Below are 20628 nucleotides of genomic sequence, written 5' to 3'. Positions count from 1 at the left end.
GGCCGGTCAGGGGGCGTACTTGTAGCCCACCCGGCGCACCGTCTGGATCGCACCGCGGTGGGCCGCGCCCAGCTTGCGGCGCAGACGGGCGATGTGGACGTCCACGGTCCGGCCGTCGCCGACGTGCCCGTAGCCCCAGACCGTGGTGACCAGCCGGTCCCGGCTGTGCACCCGGTGCGGGTGCTGCACCAGATGGGCCAGCAGCTCGAACTCCAGGTACGTCAGGTCGAGCACCCGGCCGTCGACCTCGGCGGTGCGCCGCGCCGAGTCGATGCGGACCAGGGCGTCGCCCGCCAGGGCCGTCGCGGTCGGGGCCGGGGCGGGCGCGAGCGGGGCGGCCACGGTGTGCGGGGCGAAGCCGATCGGCGGCTGCTGGTCGGCCGGTACGAGCACCAGGTAGCCGACCATCGGCGGCTGCCCCGGGAGCGTCGGGAGGGTGTGCTGCGGCGCGGGCAGCCAGGTGGCCCCGGGCGGGAGCAGGTCCACGACCCGGGCCGCCTCGTCCCGGTCCACGGAACGCAGCCGGTGGCGCGGATGAGGCGGATAGGTCAGGGAGGCGGTCGCAGCGGGGGCGGAGGTGAGGGAACGGGTGTTCGCCATGAGTGGTCAGCTCTTTCACGCGGAGTGGTCGGCAGGGAGACGTACGTACGTCATCGATGTCGCACCGCGCAGACCGAAGGCCTGGGGGAAGGTCGGTAGGAGATCCCGGAGGCTTTAGAGGGCCGGCGCGTTCTTCGCGCGGCAACACTCCCGGTCGTAGTCGTGATCCTGACGGGAGGGCCAGAACGGCTCGAGGTCGCTGCGACCTGACGAGGTGTGCGAATGGCTGGCCATGGCCCCATTCAAGCAGATGTCCTCCCGCCGGGGCAGGCTACGTCTCATATCATGGATCGGAATCTCACATCCCGCCCCAAGTGCCATCCAAACCGGGACAATCCACCAACCGCCCGGCCGCTTCCGCCAGTCCAGCTCGACCATCCGTATCGCATCGTGGGCAGAACGTGGGCAGAACGTGGGCAGAACGTGGGGACAACGTGCCGAGCGCGGGCCGCTCGCAGGACTCGCCGCGTTCCGTCTGGATCCTGATCGCCGGCATGAGCACACCGTGGCACGCGGCACCGACAACGCCCGCCGGGCCTGTGGGGGCTCGGCGGGCGTCGGGGGTGGGCTCGGGTGACCGGACGGTCAGACCAGGCCGTCCTTCTCCAGGCCGGTGCAGCAGGTGTCCGTGATGAGGCGGGTCACGACGTACGGGTCCACGTTCGCGTTCGGGCGGCGGTCCTCGATGTAGCCCTTGCCGTCCTTCTCCACCTGCCACGGGATGCGGACCGAGGCGCCGCGGTCCGAGACGCCGTAGCTGTACTCGTTCCACGGGGCGGTCTCGTGCAGGCCCGTCAGGCGCTCGTCGATGCCGGCGCCGTAGTTCTTCACGTGGTCGAGCGGCTTGCTGCCCTCGCCCAGTGCCTCGCAGGCGGAGATGATCGCGCGGTAGTCCTCGCGCATCGCCTTCGTGGAGAAGTTGGTGTGCGCGCCCGCGCCGTTCCAGTCGCCCTTGACCGGCTTCGGGTTCAGCGTCGCGGAGACGTTGAAGTCCTCGGCGGTGCGGTAGAGCAGCCAGCGCGCGATCCACAGCTGGTCGGAGACCTCCAGCGGGCCGACGGGGCCGACCTGGAACTCCCACTGGCCGGGCATGACCTCGGCGTTGATGCCGGAGATGCTCAGGCCCGCCGCGAGGCAGTGGTCCAGGTGCTTCTCGACGATGTCGCGGCCGAAGATCTCGTCCGAGCCGACGCCGCAGTAGTAGCCGCCCTGCGCCGCCGGGAAGCCGTTGACCGGGAAACCGAGCGGGCGGGTGCCGTCGAAGAACGTGTACTCCTGCTCGATGCCGAAGATCGGCTCCTGAGCGGCGAACTTCTCGGCGATCGGACGCAGCAGCGCGCGGGTGTTCGACTCGTGCGGGGTCATGTCGATGTTCAGGACCTCGCACAGTACGAGGAGGTTGTCCCCGCCGCGGATCGGGTCCGGGCAGGAGAACACCGGGTTGAGCACGCGGTCGGAGGCGTGGCCCTCGGCCTGGTTGGTGCTCGATCCGTCGAAGCCCCAGACCGGCAGCGCGTCGCCGTCCGCCAGGATCTTCGTCTTGGAGCGAAGCTTCGCCGTCGGCTCGGTGCCGTCGATCCAGATGTACTCAGCCTTGTAGCTCACGGGCCCCATCCTCAGACTCTGCGGGTGCTGCTGGTCGCTGCTTCATCGCTGCGGTGATGACCGCAGCGTGCCCGCCCGCGATTTCCCCTCCGTTGCCCGTGTGTGAACCCCGTGTTACCGAGGTTTACGCCGCAGGTCGGGTGGGCTGTGCGGGGCGCGAGCGGGTTGGTGGCGGAGTGCCCGTCCGGGTGGGGCAGACTGAACGCGTGAGCATTTCGTCTGATTTGAACCCTGCCGGAGACCCCCGACCGCGGGTCGGACTACTGGGTACGGGCCCCTGGGCCCACCGCACCCACGCGCCCGCCCTCGCCGCGCACCCCGGCTCCGACTTCGCCGGAGTGTGGGGCCGCCGGCCCGAAGCCGCGGCCGAGCTGGCCCGCGCGTACGACGTGAAGGTGTACGAAGACCCCGACGAGCTGTTCGCCGAGTGTGACGCCGTGGCCTTCGCCCTGCCGCCCGACGTCCAGGCCCCGCTCGCCGTGCGCGCGGCCGCCGCCGGCTGCCACCTGCTGCTCGACAAGCCCGTCGCGACGACGGCCCGGGACGCCCGGGCCGTCGTCGACGCGGCCGCCCGCCACGGGGTCGCCTCCGTCGTCTTCCTCACCCTGCGCTTCGCCGAGCCCACCGCCGGCTGGGTCGCGGAACAGGCCGGACGCTCCGGCTGGTTCACCGCGGCCGCGCACTGGCTCGGTGCCGTCTTCCCGCCCGACGGCACGCCCAGCGCGTACGCCGACTCGCCCTGGCGCAAGACCAAGGGCGGGCTGTGGGACGTCGGCCCGCACGCCCTCTCCGTGCTGATCGCGGTCCTCGGCGACGTCACCGGGATCAGCGCCACCCGCGGCCCCTCCGACGTGGTCCAACTGGCACTGCGGCACGCCTCCGGTGCGGCCAGCACCGCCGTCCTCAGCCTGGGCGCGCCGCGCGCCGCCGCCGGAGTGGGCCTGGAACTGCGCGGCACCGAGGGCGTGTACGAGCTGCCCGGCTGGAGCGACGTACCGGGCGCCTACGGCCGCGCCCTGGACGCGCTCCTCACCGCGGCCCGCACCGGCGTGCCGGATCCGCGCGGAGCGGAGTTCGGGGCCCGGCTGACGGAGATCCTCGCGGAGGCGGAGGCGCAGCTCCCCGGGTGACGTGAGGGCCGCGCTACTTGATGACCGCGTTCGCCACGATGATGGCCAGGCCGATGGTGGCGTCCGCCAGGCCGATCAGCAGGGCGGAGGTCATCCGGTAGCCCACGCGGAGCGCCACGACCGAACCCCACGCGAACAGCAGCGCGGTGTTCAGGCCGAGCCCGACGGCGGTCACCCCGTACGAGTCCCAGTCGACGATCCCCGAGACGACCAGCAGCAGGACCGTGGGGAGGGTGGCCGCGATCATCGGCCACTCGTGCCACAGCGCCAGGACCAGCAGCCGCCACCGGTGCGAGGCGGAGTCCTGCTGGTGGGAGGCCATGTGGTGTGCGTAGCCGTGTGCGAGCGCGGCGGTGGCGGCCGTGACGAGCACCCAGCTGGCGTCGTAGAACGGGGTGAAGTCCCCGCCCTTCTGGTCCAGCGCGGCCAGCAGCCCGCTGGCCAGGACCGTTCCGTAGACCCCGCCGAACATCCAGTCGGCGCCCCGCCGTCGCGGCGCGACCGGAGGTACGCCGGGGCTGGTCTGCGGCTGCTGCTGCTCGTTCACGACAGGTCCTTTGGTGTGCTTCGTCCCTCTTTGGTACGGAGGCCACCCTACGAGGTGCGAGGTGGGGGCGAGATGAAGGCCGTCGCGCCCGTCCCCGCGAACACGGCGTGGGTGGCCGTCAGGAAGCGGCGTACGGTGTCCCGTTCGGCGGGTTCGAAGGAGTCGAGCACCTGGAGCACGCCGTCGATCAGGGGGCCGAAGAACTCCCGGCCCAGGCGGATCGCGGCCGGCTCCACGCGCAGCAGGATCCGCCGCCGGTCGCGCTCGTCGCGGATCCGGGCCACGTGGCCGAGCCGCTCCAGCCGGTCGATCACGGAGGTGGTGCCCGCCGAGTTGAGACCGAGCCGGGCGCCGAGCAGGCCGGCCGTGGCCGGTTCGTCCGCGCGGGCCGCGTCGAGCAGGCAGATCAGAGCCCGCACGTCGGTGGCGTGCATGCCGTTGCGGGCGGCGAACTCCGCCTGGCGCAGGCCGAACTCGACGGTCACCGCCCGCAGGAGGTGCACCAGCTGCAGGTTGTCGGGCTCCCGGGTGCCGGGTTCCTGGTTGTCGTCCACATCGCCTCCGCCTAAGATCTCTCGCTGAGCGAGATTATCGCCCAGCGAGACATCGGAGCCAGTCATGTCCCGGACCTCCTCCTTCCGCGCCGCCTACGACGAGGTGCTCGGCCAGTGGCCCGGGCCCGTCGAGACCGTCGACCTGCCCACCCCGTACGGGGTCACCCGCGTCAACAGCTGCGGACCGGCCGGCGCCCCGCCGCTGGTGCTGCTGCCCGGCGGCGGGTCCACCTCCACCGTGTGGGGCGCCTGCGCCGCCGCCGGGGCGGCCCGCACGCACCGGATGCACGCCGTGGACCTGGTGGGCGACCCCGGGCTCAGCGTCCCGGCGCCGGGGCGGCGCTCCGGTCCGTCGCGGACCTGGTCGGCTGGCTCGACGCGGTCCTGGACGGGCTCGGCCCGCACGGGCCGGTCGCGCTCGGCGGGCACTCGTACGGGGCGTGGATCGCCGCCCACTACGCCGCCGCGCGCGCGGCCCGGCTCGGTCGCCTCGTGCTGCTCGACCCGACCCGGGTCTTCGCCGGGCTGCGCCCCGGGTACGTACTGCGCGCGCTGCCCGTACTGGTGCGGCCCACCCCGGAGCGGATCCGCTCCTTCCTCGGCTGGGAGACCCGCGGGGCCGCCCTCGACCCGGCCTGGCTGCGGCTGCAGGACGAGACCGCCGACTTTCCCGCCGTACGCCCGGTCGCCGGGCCGCGCCCGGACCTGGGCGCGCTCGCGGAACCGCCGGGCGTGCAGGTCGACGTCCTGTTCGCGGAGCACGCCCGCTGCCACGACGCGGGCCGCGCGGCCCGGGCCGCCCGCCGGGCGCTGCCGGGCGCGCGCGTCGACGTACTGCCCGCAGTCGCGCACCACGCGCTGCCGCTGACGGCGGCCGGGGAGATCGCCCGCCGGCTCGCGGGGCAATACAGCTAGGCCTTGCGGGAGAGGGCCTCGCGGACCGCGTCCTCGGAGCGGGCGACCACGGCCGTGCCGTCCTCGGCGGTGATGACGGGGCGCTGGATCAGCTTCGGGTGCGCTGCCAGGTGGGCGATCCACAGCCCGCGCGCCGCCTCGGTCTCCTCGCGCGGCAGCTCCCGCACGCCGGTCTCCTCGGCCAGCGGGTCCGAGGTGCGCGTGATGTCCCACGGCTCCAGCCCGAGCCGGCCGAGAACCTCACGGATCTCCTCCTCGGAGGGCACGTCCTCCAGGTACCGGCGCACGGTGTAGTCGGCGCCCTCCGCGTCCAGCAGGGTCAGTGCGCTGCGGCACTTGGAACAGGCGGGATTGATCCAGATCTCCATGCCGCCAACCCTATCCAGGGCCTGTCTGGCCAGGGGCTTTTGTCAGTGGTCCCCGGTAAAATCGAGGGAGAACGACAGGAAGCCAACTACCGTTTGGGAGGCTGTAGATGGCCACTGCCACCACCGTCCAGCCCGTCAGGAAGAAGCCGCTGCCGGCGGGCCTGCCCCGCGAGTGGTACGAGAGCCACAACCGCCGCCTGAAGGCCATGCGGCTGGCGATATCCCTGCTCGACTCGGGGACGTACGACCCTCGTCGCGCCACCAACCGGAAGATCCGGACGATGGCCGTCCGGACGGGGATCCACCGGCCGTCCAACGTCACCTGCAAGATGGTGCGCGCGTTCATCAAGGAGTCGTAGGCCGGGCTGCCGGGTCATCCCGGTCCGTCCAGGGAGAGCAGCAGCAGGGCCACGTCGTCGCGCGGACCGCCGTCCGTGAAGGCCGCGAGGTCCCGCCACACCGCCCGGACCAGGCCCCCCGGGTCCCGTGCCAGTACGGGCACCCGGGCGGCCAGCGGGTAGAAGTGCCCCGCCGCGTCCCGGGCCTCCGTCACGCCGTCGGTGTGCAGCAGCAGCTGGTCCCCGGGCCGCAGCGGCAGCTCCGCCACCGTCGCCGGCGTCGGCCCCGCGAACCCCAGGCCCAGCGGCGGGCCCGGCTCCACCGCCAGTTCCTCCACCGCCGCCCCGCGCAGCCGCAGGGCGGGCGGATGCCCGCACGACACGATCCTCACGAGGTCCAGCCCGGGCGGGAACTCCAGCAGCACCGCCGTCGCGAACAGCTCCGGGTGCTCGACGGAAGCGGCCCTGGCGTCCGCCACCAGCCGCCGGTCCAGCCGGCCCGCGACCGCCGCCAGCCCGGCGTCGTCGATCACGCCCTCGCGGAAGGCCCCGAGCAGCGCCGCCACGGTGGCCACCGCCGCCAGGCCGTGTCCCTGCACGTCCCCGACCAGCGCCCGCACACCGTGCGGCCCGGCCCGTACGTCGTACAGGTCGCCGCCGACCAGGGTGCCGCGCTGCGCCGCCCGGTAGAGGCCCGAGCAGCACACCCGGCCCACCCGTTCCGGTACCGGCGGGAGGACCGCCAGCTGGGCCGCCTCCGCCACCGTCCGCACGCTGACCAGCTGTGCGTCCCGGCGCTGCCGGACCAGGGCGATCACTACGCTCAGCACGCAGACGACGGCCACCGTGGCCAGGTCCGTCCCCCGGGCATGGGCGACGCCGAGCTGGTGCACACCCAGCAGCAGCAGGACGATGGCGGCGAAGATCGCCGTCCCGAGCGCCCCGTAGGCGAAGGCGGCCACCGGTGGCAGAGCCGCCAGGAAGAACCCGAGCTCCACATCGCCCGGGGTGAGCACCTGCGCGAGGACGAGCACCACCAAGGCCACCACGGGAGCGATGCGGGCCCAGCGCGGCGGCGGCTCCCCGCGCAGCCAGCCCGGCTCCTCGCGTCCGCGTTTCACCCTTCCACCCTGGTACGCGGGACGGACCCGCGCACCCCGGACCGGCCCGCCGGGTGGCCTCGTACGGCCCCAGCCGGGAAAGTGGTGGCGTGACGGCAGACGAGGGCTCGGGGAAGGCGCCCAGCCGGGCGCACATCGAGGCACACGGCACGGGCGACGGCGCGCAGAGCGCGGAGATCAGCACGCGGCTCAACTGGCTGCGCGCGGGAGTGCTCGGCGCCAACGACGGGATCATCTCCACCGCGGGCCTGGTCGTCGGCGTGGCCGGGGCCACCACCTCCCGCTCCGCGATCCTGACGGCGGGCGTCGCCGGGCTGCTGGCCGGCTCGCTGTCGATGGCGGCGGGGGAGTACGTCTCCGTCAGCTCGCAGCGGGATTCGGAACGGGCCGCGCTGGACCTGGAACGGCGGGAACTGGCCGAGGAGCCGGAGGCGGAGCTCGACGAACTCACCGAGCTGCTCGCCGCGCGGGGGCTGAGCCGGAGAGTGGCGCGGGAGGCGGCCGAGCAGCTGACGCGGCGCGACGCGTTGCGGGCGCATGCCCGGGTGGAGCTGGGGATCAACCCCGACGAGCTGGCCAATCCCTGGCACGCGGCCTTCGCCAGCCTCGTCGCCTTCACGGTGGGGGCGGTGCTGCCGCTGCTGGCGATCGTCCTGCCGGGGCCGTCCGCGCGGGTGCCGGTGACGGTGGCGGCCGTTCTCGCCGCGCTCACCCTGTGCGGGGTGCTCAGCGCGCGGCTGGGCGCGGCACCGGTGCCGCGGGCCGTCCTGCGCAACGTGGCCGGGGGCGCGCTGGCGATGGCCGTCACCTACGCGGTGGGCACCTGGCTCGGCACCGTCTGAACCGGGCTCCGCCGGCCCCGGGGCGCTGCCCTGGACCCTCCCCCAGACTCCGTCCGGGGGGACCCCCACGCCTCAACGCCGGCGGGGCTGGATTTTCCAGCCCCGCCGGCGTTTGAGGCGCGGGTGCGGAGCGCCGTGTCGTGATGCCCGGCAGGATGGGGGCATGCGTATCGCAGTCACCGGCGCGACCGGGCTCATCGGCAGTGCACTCGTGCGGTCCCTCCGGGCGGACGGGCACGAAGTGGTGCGGTTCGTGCGGCGGGAGCCGGTGGGCGCGGACGAGGCGCGGTGGGATCCGGCGCGCGGGTCCGTCGACCCCGCGGGGCTGGCCGGCTGCGGGGCCGTCGTGCACCTGGCCGGGGCCGGCGTCGGGGACCACCGGTGGACGGCCGCGTACAAGAAGGAGATCCGGGACAGCCGGGTGCTCGGGACCGCCGCGATCGCCCGGGCCGTGGCCGCGCTCGACGAGCCGCCGGCCGTGCTCGTCAGCGGTTCCGCCGTCGGCTACTACGGGGACACCGGCGACCGGGCCGTCGACGAGGACACCCCCGCCGGGCAGGGCTTCCTGCCCTCGGTCTGCGTGGAGTGGGAGGCGGCCGCCGCGCCCGCCCGGGACGCCGGGATCCGGACCGCCTTCGCCCGTACCGGCCTGGTCGTCGCCCGCGAGGGCGGCGCCTGGGGCCGGATGTTCCCCCTCTTCCGTGCCGGTCTCGGCGGCCGGCTCGGCAACGGCCGCCAGTACTGGTCGTACATCTCCCTCCGGGACGAGGTCGCGGCCCTGCGCCACATCATCGACACCCCCGGCATCGAAGGCCCCGTCAACCTCACGGCCCCCGAGCCGCTGACCAATCGCCAGGTCACCGCGGCCATGAGCCGGGTGCTGCGCCGGCCCGCCCTGCTGCACGTCCCGGCGCCGGCCCTGCGCATCGTGCTCGGTGAGCTCTCCGGGGACGTGCTGGGCAGTCAGCGGGCCCGTCCCGCGCGGCTGCTGGAGTCCGGCTTCGCCTTCCGCGACCCCGGCATCGAGCAGGCCATCCGCGCCGCCCTCTGAGCGACGGGACCACAGGACCCGCGGCGTGCGACCGCCGTGCGACCGTTCGTGACCCGGATGCGACCGTCGTGCGACCGGAGTTGACCGTAATACCCGACCGAACTCGGGTTCCCGTGGAGCCGGTTGGGGGAAGGAGGATCCCCACACAGCCGCGCCGACCTCGGGGAGGGGCACGTGCTCAGCAGCGCACACCATGCCGCGCACCATGCGGACGTCGTCATCGTAGGAGCCGGAGTCTCAGGACTCGCGGCCGCGCAGCACCTGATCGCAGCGGGAGTCACGGTCACCGTCCTGGAGGCCGCGGACGACCCCGGCGGCCGGATGGCCACCGAGTCGGCCGACGGGTTCCGGCTGGACCGGATCGGCCAGCTGCTCAACACCTCGTACACGGAGCTCGAACGCACCCCCGGCCTGCAGGCCCTGGCCCTGCGCCCCTTCGTGCCCGGGGTCCTGGTCCACACCGACGGCAAACAGCTGCGGGCCGGGGCGCTCACCCCGGCCCGGGCCCTCGCCAGCGGCTCCCTCGACCAGGCCCGGCTCAGTGCCGCCCTCGGCCGGCTCGCCGCCCTGCCCGAGGACAAACTGCTCGCCCGTCCCGAACGCACCGCGCACACCGCCCTGCGCTCGCGCGGGTTGCCGCCGCGCACCCTCAACGGGGTGCTCCGGCCGCTGCTCGCGGCCCTGCTCCGCGATCCGGAGCTCACCACCTCCAGCCGGGTCGCGGACCTCGCCCTGCGCACCTTCGCCCGCGGCCGCCTCGCGGTGCCCGAGGGGGGCGCGGCGGCCCTGCCCGACCAGCTCGCCGCCGCCCTGCCGCCCGGAACCGTCCGGACCGGGGTCCGGGTCCGGTCGGTGGCGACGAACCTGGTCACCACCGAGGAGCACGGCGACTTCAGCTGCCGCTCCGTCCTCCTCGCCACCGGCGCCCGCGCCGCCGCCGAGCTGCTGCCCGGCCTGCGCGTGCCCGCCTTCCACGAGGTCACCGTCCTGCACCACGCCACCGCCGCACCCCTGCCCCGGGACGGCTCGCTGCTCCTGGACGGGGCCCCCGACTGGCCCGTCTCGCACACCGCCGTGATGAGCGCGGTCGACCCGACACGGGCCCCGGCCGGCCGGAGCCTGGTCACCACGACCGTGCTCGGGCCGCCGCCGCCCGCGCGCACGGTCGCCTCGCGCCTCGCCCGGCTCTACGGCACCGCAACCCGGGAGTGGGAGCTGCTGGCCGTCCACCACACCCCGGAGGCCGTCCCCGCCATGCCCCCGCCCCACGACCTGCGACGCCCGGTACGCGTACTGGCCGGGCTGTACGTGTGCGGCGACCACCGGGACGCCAACACCGTCCAGGGCGCCCTGCACTCGGCCCGCCGGGCCACCGGCGCCCTCCTGCGCGACTTCGGCATCCCGCTCCCGGCCACCCCGGAGCCCGCACTTCCGGTGGCGGCCTGAGAACCACCCCACAACCGCCCCGCGCTTCAGGGCCGCGCACGGCGATTCCAGCCCGGCCGGCGTCTGAGGCGCGGGGGACCGGGGCAGAGCCCCTGGCAGCCGACCCGCAGGGTCACGACAACGCTGCCACCCGGTCCCGGTACGTCCGCACGGCCGACGCGTCCCGGTACGGCTCCAGCCGCCGCTCGAAGTCCCGTACGTACTCCACCGCGCGCACCGAGCGCATCTCCGACGCCTGCTGCGCCGCCTCCGCGCCCAGCGCGCACGCCTGGTCCAGCTCGCCCAGCCCCAGCCGGGCCGTGGCCAGCACCACCCGGCAGAACAGCCGGGACCGCGCGTACCCCGGCGCCCTCAGCTGCAGGGACCGCTCCGCGTGCTGGGCCGACGCCCGGTACTGCTGGAGGTCCCGGTGGCAGTGCCCGAACTCGTCCGCGAGCTGCGCCTCGTCGTAGAACCGCGCCCAGTGCGGTACGTCGTCCCCCGGCCGGGCCGCGCCCAGCGCACGCTCGGCCCGCACCAGTGCGGCCGTCGACGCCCGGACCTCGCCGAGCACGGCGTGCCCCCGCGCCTCCGCCGCGTGCAGCAGCGCCTGCACCACCGGCGGCGGGCCGGAGCCGACGCCCTGCTGGGCCACCCGGGCCAGCTGCACCGCCTCCCGGCCGTGGCCGAGGTAGACCGCCTGCCGGCTCATGGTGACCAGCACGTACGAGCCGTAGGGGCGGTCCCCGGCCGCCTGCGCCAGCCGCAGGGCCTGCACGAAGTACCGCTGGGCGAGCCCGTGCGCGGCGATGTCGTACGAGGTCCAGCCCGCGAGCCGGGTCAGATCGGCGGCGGCCGAGAACAGCCGCCGCCCGGTGGTCTCGCCGTAGGTGCCGCGGAGCATCGGCTCGGCCTCGTGTTCCAGGTAGCGCACCAGCGCCTGCCGGGCGTGCCCGCCGCCGTAGGCGTGGTCGAGGGTGCGGAACAGCTCGCTCACCGACCTCAGCGCGGCGATGTCCCCGCCGGTCACCCGCTGCCCGGGCCCCCGGTCGATCTGCCGCTGCCGGGGCACCGTGGCCCGGCCCTGCACCGGGACGCGGGCCGCCGCCTGGTCCGCGCCCCGGCCCACCCGCTCGTCGGACCGCCCGATCAGCCAGTCCCGGCTGGGCACGACCAGCCCGGCCGGGGTGAAGGCGATCTTCCGGAGCTCGGCGTGCGAGCCGGAGTCCTTGCGCCACAGACCGCTCGCGATGTCCACGGCCTCCTCCGGCGTGGCCGCGAACTCCAGACCCGCGTACACGGGCGCGCAGGCGTCCAGCCCCAGGTCCTGTGCGGACAGCCGCCGCCCCAGGCGCCGGGTGAAGACCTCCGCGATCAGTGCGGGGGTGGTCCCCCGCGGCTGCTGCCCGCGCAGCCATCGGGTCACGGAGGTCTTGTCGTACCGCAGATCGAGACCGTGCTCCAGGCCGAGCTGATCGACGCGGCGGGCGAGCCCGGCGTTGGAGAACCCGGCTTCCGCGATCAGCGCCGCGAGCTGCCGGTTGGGGACGCGCTGGGCAGGTCGTTCCGTCATCGGCTCCACGGTCTCCTGACGTGACGGACCGGAGTCCCGGCCCTGTGAACGGCGTGAATGTAGCGGCGAACTTCGCTCATGCCGCCCTCTCTGCCCCACATTCATCCGATCGTGTGCAGAATGCGGAGGGCTCTTTACGGACCGCCCCCCCTCCGCCCGCATAGGCTGCGGGCCATGACCCCTCGGCCCCACAGGGCGCACCTCCCCGAGGAGCGAACCGAATCCACCGCACCGCTGCCGCCGCCCGAACTGACCGAGGCGGAGTGCCGGCGCTGCGGCACCTACATCGCGGGGCTCGACGGGCGGTACGCGTGCGGGGTGTGCGGCTGGGTCAACGACCATGCGGAGGGGCACCGGCGGCTGCCGCGCGCGGACGAGGACCCGGACCGGCCGCCGAAGGGCCGGCGCCGGCCGAAGCAGCTGCCGTGGCCGCCGCCGTCGCCCGGCCCGGAGCTCGCGCCGGGGCCCGCCGCGGAGCCCGGCCCGGGGCCCTGAAGGGGCCCGCACGGGTCGCCGTACCCTTGCTCAGTGAAGTACGTGCACACAGCAGGTTCAACGAGGAGGCGCTGCGGTGGCTGAGCTTGGGTTTGTCCATCTGGGCTTCGGGCCGGAATCCGTCGAGTACACCCGGGCCTGGGAAGAACAGCGCAGGGTGCACGCGGCCCGCTTCGCGGACGAGATCGACGACACCTGCCTGCTGCTGGAGCACCTGCCGGTCTACACGGCGGGCCGGCGCACCGACCCCAGCGAGCGCCCGCTCGACGGCACGCCCGTCGTCGACGTGGACCGCGGCGGCAAGATCACCTGGCACGGCCCGGGCCAGCTGGTCGGCTACCCGATCATGAAGCTGCCCCGCCCGGTGGACGTGGTCGCGCACGTCCGCCGCCTGGAGGACGCGCTGATCCGCACCGCCGCCGAGTTCGGCCTGGAGACCACCCGGGTCGAGGGCCGCAGCGGCGTCTGGGTCCTCGGGGACCCGGTCGAGGACCGCCCCATGATCGGCGGGCTCTCCCTCGACCTCGACCCGCGGCTGCACGACGAGGAGTTCGACGCCCGGCTCAACGGCCCCGAGTACGCGCCGTCCAACGCCGGCCAGCGCCGCGAGGACCGCAAGCTCGCCGCGATCGGCATCCGGGTCGCGAAGGGCGTCACCATGCACGGCTTCGCGATCAACGTGAACCCGGACAACACCTGGTTCGACCGGATCGTGCCCTGCGGCATCCGGGACGCCGGTGTGACCTCGCTCTCCTGCGAGCTGGGCCGCGAGATCACCATCGCCGAGGTGCTGCCCGTCGTCGAACGGCACCTGAAGGACGTACTGGAGCACGCGGAGCTGCGGCCCCGCGAAATAGAGCCGGCGGCCGGCGCCTGACACGTCGGGAATGCGGTCGGCCCCTCGCAGGTTGGCCGACGTAAGAGCGTACGAAATTACGGGCGTACCCTGGTGGGCGCCCGAACAATCGAAGTCACAGGGAGCCGGTCGTGTCCGCAGTCGCACCCGACGGACGCAAGATGCTGCGCCTGGAGGTCCGTAACGCCCAGACCCCCATCGAGCGCAAGCCCGAGTGGATCAAGACCCGGGCGAAGATGGGTCCCGAGTACACCAAGATGCAGGCCCTGGTGAAGGGCGAAGGACTGCACACGGTGTGCCAGGAAGCCGGCTGTCCGAACATCTACGAATGCTGGGAGGACCGCGAGGCCACCTTCCTCATCGGTGGCGACCAGTGCACCCGGCGCTGTGACTTCTGCCAGATCGACACGGGCAAGCCCGAGGCCCTGGACCGGGACGAGCCGCGCCGTGTCGGCGAGTCCGTGGTCACCATGGACCTGAACTACGCCACCATCACCGGCGTCGCGCGCGACGACCTGGCCGACGGCGGCGCCTGGCTGTACGCGGAGACCGTGCGCCAGATCCACCAGCAGACGGCGGGCCGTGAGACCGGCCACACCAAGGTCGAGCTGCTGGCCCCCGACTTCAACGCGGTCCCCGAGCTGCTGGAGGAGGTCTTCGCCTCCCGCCCCGAGGTCTTCGCGCACAACGTCGAGACGGTGCCGCGGATCTTCAAGCGGATCCGTCCCGGCTTCCGCTACGAGCGCTCGCTCGACGTGATCACCAAGGCCCGCGCCTACGGCCTCGTCACCAAGTCGAACCTGATCCTCGGCATGGGCGAGGAGCGCGAGGAGGTCTCGCAGGCCCTGAAGGACCTGCACGAGGCCGGCTGCGAGCTCATCACCATCACCCAGTACCTGCGGCCCTCGCCGCGGCACCACCCCGTCGAGCGCTGGGTGAAGCCGGCCGAGTTCGTCGAGCTGGCGAAGGAGGCCGAGGAGATCGGCTTCTCCGGTGTGATGTCGGGCCCGCTGGTCCGCTCGTCGTACCGGGCCGGGCGTCTCTACAACCAGGCGATGGAGAAGCGCGCCGCGAGCGTGTGAACTCGGGCACAAAGGCTTACTAGTCGGTAACACCGCGTCGGCGCGGCCCCTAGGCTCTTTTCAGGAAGAGCCCGGCGGGCCGCGTCAATGTTTCGTCACGTTTGACCGACAGGTCATGCGCTGGTAACACCAATCAGTGACGCTGGGTCCACGCACCGCACACACTGCGGTACGCACGTACCGCAGTACGCACGCACGCACGCACGCACGTTAGAAGCACTGCCGACGCGAGTTCCGTGAAAGGGATCGACATCATGCAGGCCGCGCCCGTACGCGCCATCGCCATCCCGTCCTTCTCCGACGCCTTCCGGGGCATCGAGTCCCTGTTGATGAGCGGCGCCCGCCGGAACGCCTGGACGGCGGTCCTCGAAGACCGCCGCAGGGCCAAGGACCGGGTCGAAACCGAACACGTACTTGAGGCCGCGGCTACCCGAACCCCGCAGGCCACGTAAACTTCGCTGTATGGCGAGGAAGTCAAACGCAGAGACTGCTGCGAACCCCGGGCGACTGAAGCAGATCGCCCTCACGTACAAGATGACGCGCAAGGCCGACCCGAAGGTCGGTCTGATCGTCGCGGGCGTGGGAATTGTCACCTTCGGTGTCCTTCTTGCGATCGGGTTCCTGTTCGGGCACGAGCTCTACCTGGGCATCCTGGGCCTCCTCGTGGCGTTCCTCGCGATGGCGATCGTCTTCGGACGACGGGCCGAGCGAGCTGCCTTCGGGCAGATGGAGGGACAGCCGGGCGCGGCCGCGGCCGTATTGGACAACGTGGGCCGTGGCTGGACGACCACCCCGGCCGTCGCGATGACCCGGCAGCAGGACATCGTCCACCGTGCCGTCGGCAAGGCCGGTGTCGTGCTGATCGCCGAGGGCAACCCCAACCGGGTGAAGCCGCTGCTCGCGAACGAGAAGAAGAAGCTGGCCCGGATCATGCCGGACGTGCCGGTGCACGACTTCATCGTGGGTACGGGCGAGGGCGAGGTGCCGCTCAAGAAGGTGCGCACCACCCTGCTCAAGCTGCCGCGCGTGCTGTCCGGTCCGCAGATCACCGAGATCAACGACAAGCTGCGTGCCATGGGCGACCTCATGAGCAACATGCCGCTGCCGAAGGGCCCCATGCCCAAGGGCATGAAGATGCCGCGCGGCGGAAAGATGCGCTGATCCGCTCACCTGATTTTCGTATACGACACAGAGGCGCCCCCCGAGCCGACCGGCTCGGGGGGCGCCCCTGTGTCACGTGCGTGAGGGCCGCTGCCGCTAGATGCGGACCTGGACGGCGCGCGCCAGCCGGTCGTGCAGACCGCGGCCGTCGCGGTCCCAGATCAGCGCCGGGATGACCAGGGCCAGCAGCAGCGTGCGCAGGAGCACCCGGAAGACGCCGAGGCGGCCGCCGTTCTCCGAGATCACCCGGAGTCCGAGGATCCGCTTACCGGGGGTGAAGCCCACGGTGCCGATCGTCAGGACGCTCAGGGCCAGGAAGAGCCAGAGGGTCCAGTTGCCCGCGGCGGTCAGGTTGCCGCCCGTGATCAGCCCGTACGCAATGAGCTGACAGCCGATCCAGTCGATCGCGACGGCGCCGAGCCGGCGCCCGAAACGTGCCACCGAGCCGGGTCCCTGCTGGGGCAGGCCCAGCCGCTGACCCGGATGGCCGAAGTCGACGCCCATCTCCTCGGCGGCCGCGCGGGGGCCGGAGAGCCAGGATCCGATTGCCTGTCTGTTGTCCACCCGACCACGGTACCGGTGGCGTCGCACGGCACTCCGGCGGGACCCTGGTTAACTTGTGCGAAACAAATGGGTCATGCTTGAGAAATCCCTTGTGCTTATGGTCGGGTCAGCGTGCGGCACCGCACTGACGCACCACGAGCTATAAAGCCCGCCCTGCCCCGGGGCCGGGAGTAGGAGGAGTTGGATGTTCCAGAACGCCGACGAAGTGAAGCAGTACATCGAGGAGAACGACGTCAAGTTCGTCGACGTCCGCTTCTGCGACCTGCCTGGTGTGATGCAGCACTTCACCATCCCGGCGCGGGCGTTCGACCCGGCGGAGGAGCTCGCCTTCGACGGCTCCTCCATCCGCGGCTTCCAGGCGATCCACGAGTCCGACATGGCGCTGCGCGCCGACATCACGACCGCGCGCCTGGACCCGTTCCGCAAGGACAAGACGCTCAACATCAACTTCTTCATCCACGACCCGATCACGGGCGAGGCCTACAGCCGCGACCCGCGCAACGTGGCGAAGAAGGCCGAGGCGTACCTCGCCTCCACCGGCATCGCCGACACCGCGTACTTCGGCCCCGAGGCCGAGTTCTACGTGTTCGACAGCGTGCGCTTCGCGACCACCGCGAACGAGAGCTTCTACCACATCGACTCCGAGGCCGGCGCCTGGAACACGGGCTCCGAGGAGAACAACCGTGGTTACAAGGTCCGCTACAAGGGTGGTTACTTCCCCGTAGCCCCGGTCGACCACTTCGCCGACCTGCGCGCCGAGATCTCCCTCGAGCTGGACGCCCAGGGCCTCCAGGTCGAGCGTCAGCACCACGAGGTCGGCACCGGCGGCCAGGCCGAGATCAACTACAAGTTCAACACGCTGCTGGCCGCGGCCGACGACCTGATGCTCTTCAAGTACGTCGTGAAGAACGTCGCCTGGCGCAACGGCAAGACCGCGACCTTCATGCCGAAGCCGATCTTCGGTGACAACGGCTCGGGCATGCACGTGCACCAGTCGCTGTGGGCGAACGGCGACCCGCTGTTCTACGACGAGGCCGGCTACGCGGGCCTGTCGGACACCGCGCGCTACTACATCGGCGGCATCCTCAAGCACGCCCCGTCGCTGCTGGCCTTCACCAACCCGACGGTGAACTCCTACCACCGCCTGGTGCCGGGCTTCGAGGCGCCGGTCAACATGGTGTACTCGCAGCGCAACCGCTCCGCCGCCATGCGCATCCCGATCACGGGCTCGAACCCGAAGGCCAAGCGCGTCGAGTTCCGCGCCCCGGACCCGTCCTCGAACCCGTACCTGGCCTTCTCGGCGCTGCTGCTCGCGGGCCTCGACGGCGTGAAGAACAAGATCGAGCCGATGGAGCCGATCGACAAGGACCTCTACGAGCTCTCGCCCGACGAGCACGCGAGCGTCCCGCAGGTCCCGACCAGCCTGGACGCGGTCCTCAAGGCCCTGGAGGAGGACCACGAGTACCTCCTGGCCGGCGGTGTCTTCACCCCCGACCTGATCGAGACCTGGATCGACTACAAGCGCACGCACGAGATCGCCCCGATCGCACTGCGTCCGCACCCGCACGAGTTCGAGATGTACTTCGACCTCTAGGCCGTGATCGCTCGGAACGAGCGTCATGCCTGATGGGAGGCCCCCCGCCACTCTCCACGGAGAGCGGCGGGGGGCCTTTCCCTTTGACAGGGCCGCGGGGGCGGGCGAGGGTGGAATTACCTAAATACCGTATAAGCGAGACACGTACGGAGGTGCATGAAGATGCGCCGAAGGATCGTTGCAGCATGCCTGGCGGGGGCGGCCGGAGTCACGATCGGCCTGATGCCGGTCGCCACCGCGTCGGCGAGCACCGTCACCGGGGGCGGCGGCAGCTGGAGGTGCTCGGACAACAACTGGCGCGACTGGCGCTGGGACGAATGCTGCAACCGGGACTGGCGCGACCGTCCGAGCTGGTGCTGGGACGACAGCGGGGTCGGCGGCAACGGCGGACGCCACTACTGGAACAACTGGAACGACTCGAACTGGCGTGACTCGAACTGGAACGACTCCGGTCGCGGCGGCAACGGCGACTGGGGCTGGAACGACGGTGACTGGGGCGGCGGTCGAGGCGGCGACGGTGGTCGCGGTGGCGACGGCGGCTGGGGCGGTGTCCGCGGAGGCGACGGCGGCGACGGCGGCGACGGCGGCTGGAGCGGTGGTCGCGGAGGCGACGGCGGCAACGGCGGCGGCAGCGGCTGGGGCGGCGGTCACTGAGGCCGACCGGGACGCGCAACACACGCAACACGCGCAACACACGTAGGACCGCGGGTCCGGGCCGATGCCCCTGCCGCGCTGGACTCAGCGCAGCAGGGGCATCGCGCCGGTGAGGTCGCGCAGGCACCGGACCGCGAGTTCGGCGGGGGAGCCGGGGCCCGAGACCGGTGCGTCGGTGGTCGACCACAGCTCCAGTGCGACGCGGATCGCGTCCGTGGCCGCCGCGGCGAGCAGGCGGACCTCCAGGGGATCGGCGTCCGGCCCGGCCAGCCGGGCGATGACCGGGACCAGGTGCTCCTCGGAGTCCTGGTTCACGCGGTACCAGACGGCCCGCAGGGCCTGGTCCCCCGCCGCCGCACGCAGCAGGCCGCGGGTCACCTCCAGGCCCTCCTCCACGGCCTGCAGTCCGCTCAGTGACCGGGTGACGGCGCGCTCCAGCGCCTCGGCGAGGGGCGTGCCGGGGTCCTCCTCGGCGAGCAGTGCGCGCCAGGCGTCACCGCCGCCCGCGAGCAGCGGCGCCACCGCCTCCTGCTTGTTGCGGAAGTAGCGGTAGAACGTGCGCAGTGCCACCCCGGCGCGGTGGGCGATGTCCTCGGCGGTGGTGCCGTCGGGGCCGTGTTCGGCGAAGAGTTCGCAGGCCGCGCGAGCGATGTCGAGCTGGGTGGCCGCCTTGCGGCGCTCGGTCAGCGACTGGGCTCCGGGGCCGGCCTGGGGAGAGTACGGGCGAGGGGATCTCACGGGGTGAAGCGTACCCCCCGCGCCCCGCGGCAATGACATTTCCTGACAGCATGGCAAAATGTGCCATTCCTTCGGTACGCTCGCGCCATGAACCGTTACGAAGGACGTCGTGTCCTCATCACCGGCGGCGGCTCCGGCATCGGCCGGGCCACCGTCCACCGCATCCTCGCCGAGGGCGGCCGGGTCCACACCGTGGACGTCAGCGAGGCCGGGCTGAAGGTCACCGCCGACCGCGCGGCCGCCGAGGGCCACCAGGACCGGCTCACCACCGCCGTCCTGGACATATCCGACGAGAACGCGGTCAAGGAGGGCGTGGCCGCCGCGACGCTCGCCCTCGGCGGGATCGACGTGCTCGTCAACGCCGCGGGCATCCTGCGCTCCGCGCACACCCACCAGACCACGCTCGACCTCTGGAACCAGGTCATCGGGGTCAACCTGACCGGCACCTTCCTGATGATCCGCGAGTCCCTGTCGGCCCTGCTGGCGGGCGACCGGCCGGCCGTCGTGAACTTCAGCTCCACCTCGGCGTCCTTCGCGCACCCCTACATGTCCGCCTACGCGGCCAGCAAGGGCGGCATCCAGTCCATGACCCACGCGCTGGCCGCCGAGTACAGCAAGCAGGGGCTGCGCTTCGTCTCCGTCGCCCCCGGCTCCATCGAGTCCGGCATGACGACCGGCAACGGCCCGGGCCTGCCCGAGGACACCGACTGGAGCCTGTTCGCCAAGCTCGCCCCGGCCCTCGGCCAGGGCTTCGCCGGTCCCGACACCGTGGCCGGCGTCGTCGCGATGCTGGGCTCCGAGGACGGCGCCTTCATCACCGGTACGGAGATCCGCATCGACGGCGGCACCCACTACTGATCACGCGCGAAACCGGTCCCACAGCCGGGGGAAGCGCTCCGCGAGCACGGCTTCGTTCTCGAAGTCCAGCGGGGCGCCCTCCGGCTCCGCCGCCTGCAGCGGGATGCCCAGGTCGGGTGCCACCGCCCCGGTCAGCTGCTCGTACGCCTCGTCGGCCGCGTACCCCAGCTCCTCGCCGTCCCCGTCGATCTCCTCGTCGAACTCGCCCAGGAGCTCCGCCAGATGGTCCGGATCGTGCACTCCGCCCTCGAAGACCTCCCGCCCCTGCCCGATCAGCCAGCAGCGGAAGTAGTCGAAGGCGTCGTCGCTCGCCCCGTCGAGCAGCACCCAGGCAGCACCCCACAGGTCCCAGGTGTACGCCCGGTTGTAGCGCGACTCGAAGTGCCGGGCGAAGTCGAGGACGGAATCCGGGTCGAGCTGGGCCAGCCGCTCCACGAGCAGCTCGGCGTGTTCCTCGGGGTCGCCGTCGGCGGCCTCGCGGGTACGGTCCACGATCTCCCAGAACTCCGTCTCGTCCATCACCGCTCCAGCATCACGGGTGCGCCCCCGCGCCGCCA

The 20628-nt window shown here is 72.6% G+C and carries 24 protein-coding genes; 14 read left to right on the top strand and 10 right to left on the bottom strand.

Going from position 1 to position 20628, the window contains the following annotated elements:
• Positions 1-6: 6 nt before the first annotated feature.
• On the bottom strand, positions 7-600 hold the full coding sequence (locus OG332_RS13000; protein ID WP_327413609.1) for a winged helix-turn-helix domain-containing protein: 594 nt from the start codon (positions 598-600) through the stop codon (positions 7-9).
• A gap of 585 nt (positions 601-1185) precedes the next feature.
• The gene (glnII, locus tag OG332_RS12995) at positions 1186-2205 is read right to left on the bottom strand and encodes a glutamine synthetase (RefSeq protein WP_327413608.1); all 1020 of its coding nucleotides are present in this window, start codon (positions 2203-2205) and stop codon (positions 1186-1188) included.
• A 212-nt stretch (positions 2206-2417) separates the two neighbouring features.
• Here glnII and OG332_RS12990 point away from each other — a divergent pair, with 212 nt between their 5' ends.
• The gene (locus tag OG332_RS12990; RefSeq protein WP_327419207.1) at positions 2418-3335 is read left to right on the top strand and encodes a Gfo/Idh/MocA family protein; all 918 of its coding nucleotides are present in this window, start codon (positions 2418-2420) and stop codon (positions 3333-3335) included.
• A 13-nt stretch (positions 3336-3348) separates the two neighbouring features.
• Here the strand turns inward: OG332_RS12990 and OG332_RS12985 are convergent, their stop codons facing one another.
• Together OG332_RS12985 and OG332_RS12980 are read right to left on the bottom strand one after the other, a co-directional pair.
• Positions 3349-3882 carry a hypothetical protein gene (locus tag OG332_RS12985; RefSeq protein WP_327413607.1) on the bottom strand — a complete coding sequence of 178 codons (534 nt, stop codon included), beginning with the start codon at positions 3880-3882 and terminating at the stop codon, positions 3349-3351.
• Positions 3883-3929: 47 nt separating this feature from the next.
• Entirely contained in the window at positions 3930-4436 is a 507-nt protein-coding gene (locus tag OG332_RS12980) for a MarR family winged helix-turn-helix transcriptional regulator (RefSeq protein ID WP_327413606.1), read from the bottom strand.
• 240 nt (positions 4437-4676) lie between these two features.
• Here OG332_RS12980 and OG332_RS12975 point away from each other — a divergent pair, with 240 nt between their 5' ends.
• Positions 4677-5351 carry an alpha/beta fold hydrolase gene (locus OG332_RS12975; RefSeq protein WP_327413605.1) on the top strand — a complete coding sequence of 225 codons (675 nt, stop codon included), beginning with the start codon at positions 4677-4679 and terminating at the stop codon, positions 5349-5351.
• Here OG332_RS12975 and OG332_RS12970 read toward each other — a convergent pair.
• On the bottom strand, positions 5348-5719 hold the full coding sequence (locus OG332_RS12970; protein WP_327413604.1) for an ArsC/Spx/MgsR family protein: 372 nt from the start codon (positions 5717-5719) through the stop codon (positions 5348-5350). The genes OG332_RS12975 and OG332_RS12970 overlap by 4 nt on opposite strands.
• A 107-nt stretch (positions 5720-5826) precedes the next feature.
• Here OG332_RS12970 and OG332_RS12965 point away from each other — a divergent pair, with 107 nt between their 5' ends.
• Positions 5827-6078, top strand: coding sequence for a hypothetical protein (locus OG332_RS12965; RefSeq protein ID WP_327413603.1), 252 nt, complete (start codon positions 5827-5829; stop codon positions 6076-6078).
• 14 nt (positions 6079-6092) lie between these two features.
• Here OG332_RS12965 and OG332_RS12960 read toward each other — a convergent pair whose 3' ends face one another.
• Complete coding sequence (locus tag OG332_RS12960) at positions 6093-7178, bottom strand: PP2C family protein-serine/threonine phosphatase (protein WP_327413602.1); 1086 nt, start codon at positions 7176-7178, stop codon at positions 6093-6095.
• Positions 7179-7267: 89 nt separating this feature from the next.
• Between OG332_RS12960 and OG332_RS12955 the strand changes: the two genes are divergently transcribed.
• The 3 genes from OG332_RS12955 to OG332_RS12945 all read left to right on the top strand — a co-directional run bounded on the left by OG332_RS12955 (position 7268) and on the right by OG332_RS12945 (position 10517).
• Entirely contained in the window at positions 7268-8020 is a 753-nt protein-coding gene (locus OG332_RS12955) for a VIT1/CCC1 transporter family protein (RefSeq protein ID WP_442816149.1), read from the top strand.
• Between the two features lie 163 nt (positions 8021-8183).
• The gene (locus OG332_RS12950) at positions 8184-9071 is read left to right on the top strand and encodes a TIGR01777 family oxidoreductase (protein WP_327413601.1); all 888 of its coding nucleotides are present in this window, start codon (positions 8184-8186) and stop codon (positions 9069-9071) included.
• A 174-nt stretch (positions 9072-9245) separates the two neighbouring features.
• Complete coding sequence (locus tag OG332_RS12945; protein WP_327413600.1) at positions 9246-10517, top strand: NAD(P)/FAD-dependent oxidoreductase; 1272 nt, start codon at positions 9246-9248, stop codon at positions 10515-10517.
• A gap of 112 nt (positions 10518-10629) precedes the next feature.
• Here the strand turns inward: OG332_RS12945 and OG332_RS12940 are convergent, their stop codons facing one another.
• Positions 10630-12069 carry a regulator gene (locus OG332_RS12940; protein ID WP_327413599.1) on the bottom strand — a complete coding sequence of 480 codons (1440 nt, stop codon included), beginning with the start codon at positions 12067-12069 and terminating at the stop codon, positions 10630-10632.
• A 174-nt stretch (positions 12070-12243) separates the two neighbouring features.
• On the opposite strand from OG332_RS12940, the gene OG332_RS12935 reads away from it, so the two are divergent.
• The 5 genes from OG332_RS12935 to OG332_RS12915 all read left to right on the top strand — a co-directional run bounded on the left by OG332_RS12935 (position 12244) and on the right by OG332_RS12915 (position 15663).
• On the top strand, positions 12244-12564 hold the full coding sequence (locus OG332_RS12935; RefSeq protein WP_327413598.1) for a hypothetical protein: 321 nt from the start codon (positions 12244-12246) through the stop codon (positions 12562-12564).
• A gap of 76 nt (positions 12565-12640) precedes the next feature.
• On the top strand, positions 12641-13441 hold the full coding sequence (lipB, locus tag OG332_RS12930; RefSeq protein ID WP_327413597.1) for a lipoyl(octanoyl) transferase LipB: 801 nt from the start codon (positions 12641-12643) through the stop codon (positions 13439-13441).
• Between the two features lie 110 nt (positions 13442-13551).
• Positions 13552-14502, top strand: a complete 951-nt coding sequence (gene lipA, locus OG332_RS12925) for a lipoyl synthase (RefSeq protein ID WP_327413596.1) — start codon at positions 13552-13554, stop codon at positions 14500-14502.
• Positions 14503-14756: 254 nt separating this feature from the next.
• Positions 14757-14954, top strand: coding sequence for an SCO2195 family GlnR-regulated protein (locus tag OG332_RS12920; RefSeq protein WP_327419205.1), 198 nt, complete (start codon positions 14757-14759; stop codon positions 14952-14954).
• Positions 14955-14964: 10 nt separating this feature from the next.
• Complete coding sequence (locus OG332_RS12915) at positions 14965-15663, top strand: DUF4191 domain-containing protein (RefSeq protein WP_327413595.1); 699 nt, start codon at positions 14965-14967, stop codon at positions 15661-15663.
• A 96-nt stretch (positions 15664-15759) separates the two neighbouring features.
• On the opposite strand, the gene OG332_RS12910 is transcribed toward OG332_RS12915, so the two are convergent.
• Positions 15760-16227 (bottom strand): RDD family protein, encoded by a 468-nt coding sequence (locus OG332_RS12910; protein WP_327413594.1) that lies wholly within the window; start codon positions 16225-16227, stop codon positions 15760-15762.
• A 184-nt stretch (positions 16228-16411) separates the two neighbouring features.
• Here OG332_RS12910 and glnA point away from each other — a divergent pair, with 184 nt between their 5' ends.
• The gene (gene glnA / locus OG332_RS12905) at positions 16412-17821 is read left to right on the top strand and encodes a type I glutamate--ammonia ligase (protein WP_327413593.1); all 1410 of its coding nucleotides are present in this window, start codon (positions 16412-16414) and stop codon (positions 17819-17821) included.
• A gap of 222 nt (positions 17822-18043) precedes the next feature.
• Complete coding sequence (locus tag OG332_RS12900; RefSeq protein ID WP_327413592.1) at positions 18044-18475, top strand: hypothetical protein; 432 nt, start codon at positions 18044-18046, stop codon at positions 18473-18475.
• 84 nt (positions 18476-18559) lie between these two features.
• Here OG332_RS12900 and OG332_RS12895 read toward each other — a convergent pair whose 3' ends face one another.
• Positions 18560-19213 carry a TetR/AcrR family transcriptional regulator gene (locus tag OG332_RS12895; RefSeq protein WP_327413591.1) on the bottom strand — a complete coding sequence of 218 codons (654 nt, stop codon included), beginning with the start codon at positions 19211-19213 and terminating at the stop codon, positions 18560-18562.
• 87 nt (positions 19214-19300) lie between these two features.
• Between OG332_RS12895 and OG332_RS12890 the strand changes: the two genes are divergently transcribed.
• Positions 19301-20071, top strand: a complete 771-nt coding sequence (locus OG332_RS12890) for an SDR family NAD(P)-dependent oxidoreductase (protein WP_327413590.1) — start codon at positions 19301-19303, stop codon at positions 20069-20071.
• Here OG332_RS12890 and OG332_RS12885 read toward each other — a convergent pair whose 3' ends face one another.
• Positions 20072-20590, bottom strand: a complete 519-nt coding sequence (locus tag OG332_RS12885; RefSeq protein ID WP_327413589.1) for a DUF4240 domain-containing protein — start codon at positions 20588-20590, stop codon at positions 20072-20074.
• Between the last annotated feature and the right edge of the window lie 38 nt (positions 20591-20628).

The organism is Streptomyces sp. NBC_01233 (assembly GCF_035989305.1).
In the GTDB taxonomy this organism is placed as follows: Bacteria; Actinomycetota; Actinomycetes; order Streptomycetales; family Streptomycetaceae; genus Streptomyces.
Note: the sequence above shows the minus strand (reverse complement) of the source record. Positions and strands in the feature narration are given on the sequence as shown.

What these genes read in the sequence shown, in the direction of transcription:
- OG332_RS12940 (WP_327413599.1), bottom strand. Translation starts at nt 12,069, where the DNA reads ATGACGGAACGACCTGCCCAGCGCGTCCCCAACCGGCAGCTCGCGGCG.
- OG332_RS12900 (WP_327413592.1), top strand. Translation starts at nt 18,044, where the DNA reads ATGCCGGTCGCCACCGCGTCGGCGAGCACCGTCACCGGGGGCGGCGGC.
- glnA (WP_327413593.1), top strand. Translation starts at nt 16,412, where the DNA reads ATGTTCCAGAACGCCGACGAAGTGAAGCAGTACATCGAGGAGAACGAC.
- OG332_RS12950 (WP_327413601.1), top strand. Translation starts at nt 8,184, where the DNA reads ATGCGTATCGCAGTCACCGGCGCGACCGGGCTCATCGGCAGTGCACTC.
- OG332_RS12965 (WP_327413603.1), top strand. Translation starts at nt 5,827, where the DNA reads ATGGCCACTGCCACCACCGTCCAGCCCGTCAGGAAGAAGCCGCTGCCG.
- OG332_RS12970 (WP_327413604.1), bottom strand. Translation starts at nt 5,719, where the DNA reads ATGGAGATCTGGATCAATCCCGCCTGTTCCAAGTGCCGCAGCGCACTG.
- OG332_RS12890 (WP_327413590.1), top strand. Translation starts at nt 19,301, where the DNA reads ATGAACCGTTACGAAGGACGTCGTGTCCTCATCACCGGCGGCGGCTCC.
- OG332_RS12915 (WP_327413595.1), top strand. Translation starts at nt 14,965, where the DNA reads ATGGCGAGGAAGTCAAACGCAGAGACTGCTGCGAACCCCGGGCGACTG.
- OG332_RS12920 (WP_327419205.1), top strand. Translation starts at nt 14,757, where the DNA reads ATGCAGGCCGCGCCCGTACGCGCCATCGCCATCCCGTCCTTCTCCGAC.
- OG332_RS12885 (WP_327413589.1), bottom strand. Translation starts at nt 20,590, where the DNA reads ATGGACGAGACGGAGTTCTGGGAGATCGTGGACCGTACCCGCGAGGCC.
- OG332_RS13000 (WP_327413609.1), bottom strand. Translation starts at nt 600, where the DNA reads ATGGCGAACACCCGTTCCCTCACCTCCGCCCCCGCTGCGACCGCCTCC.
- OG332_RS12935 (WP_327413598.1), top strand. Translation starts at nt 12,244, where the DNA reads ATGACCCCTCGGCCCCACAGGGCGCACCTCCCCGAGGAGCGAACCGAA.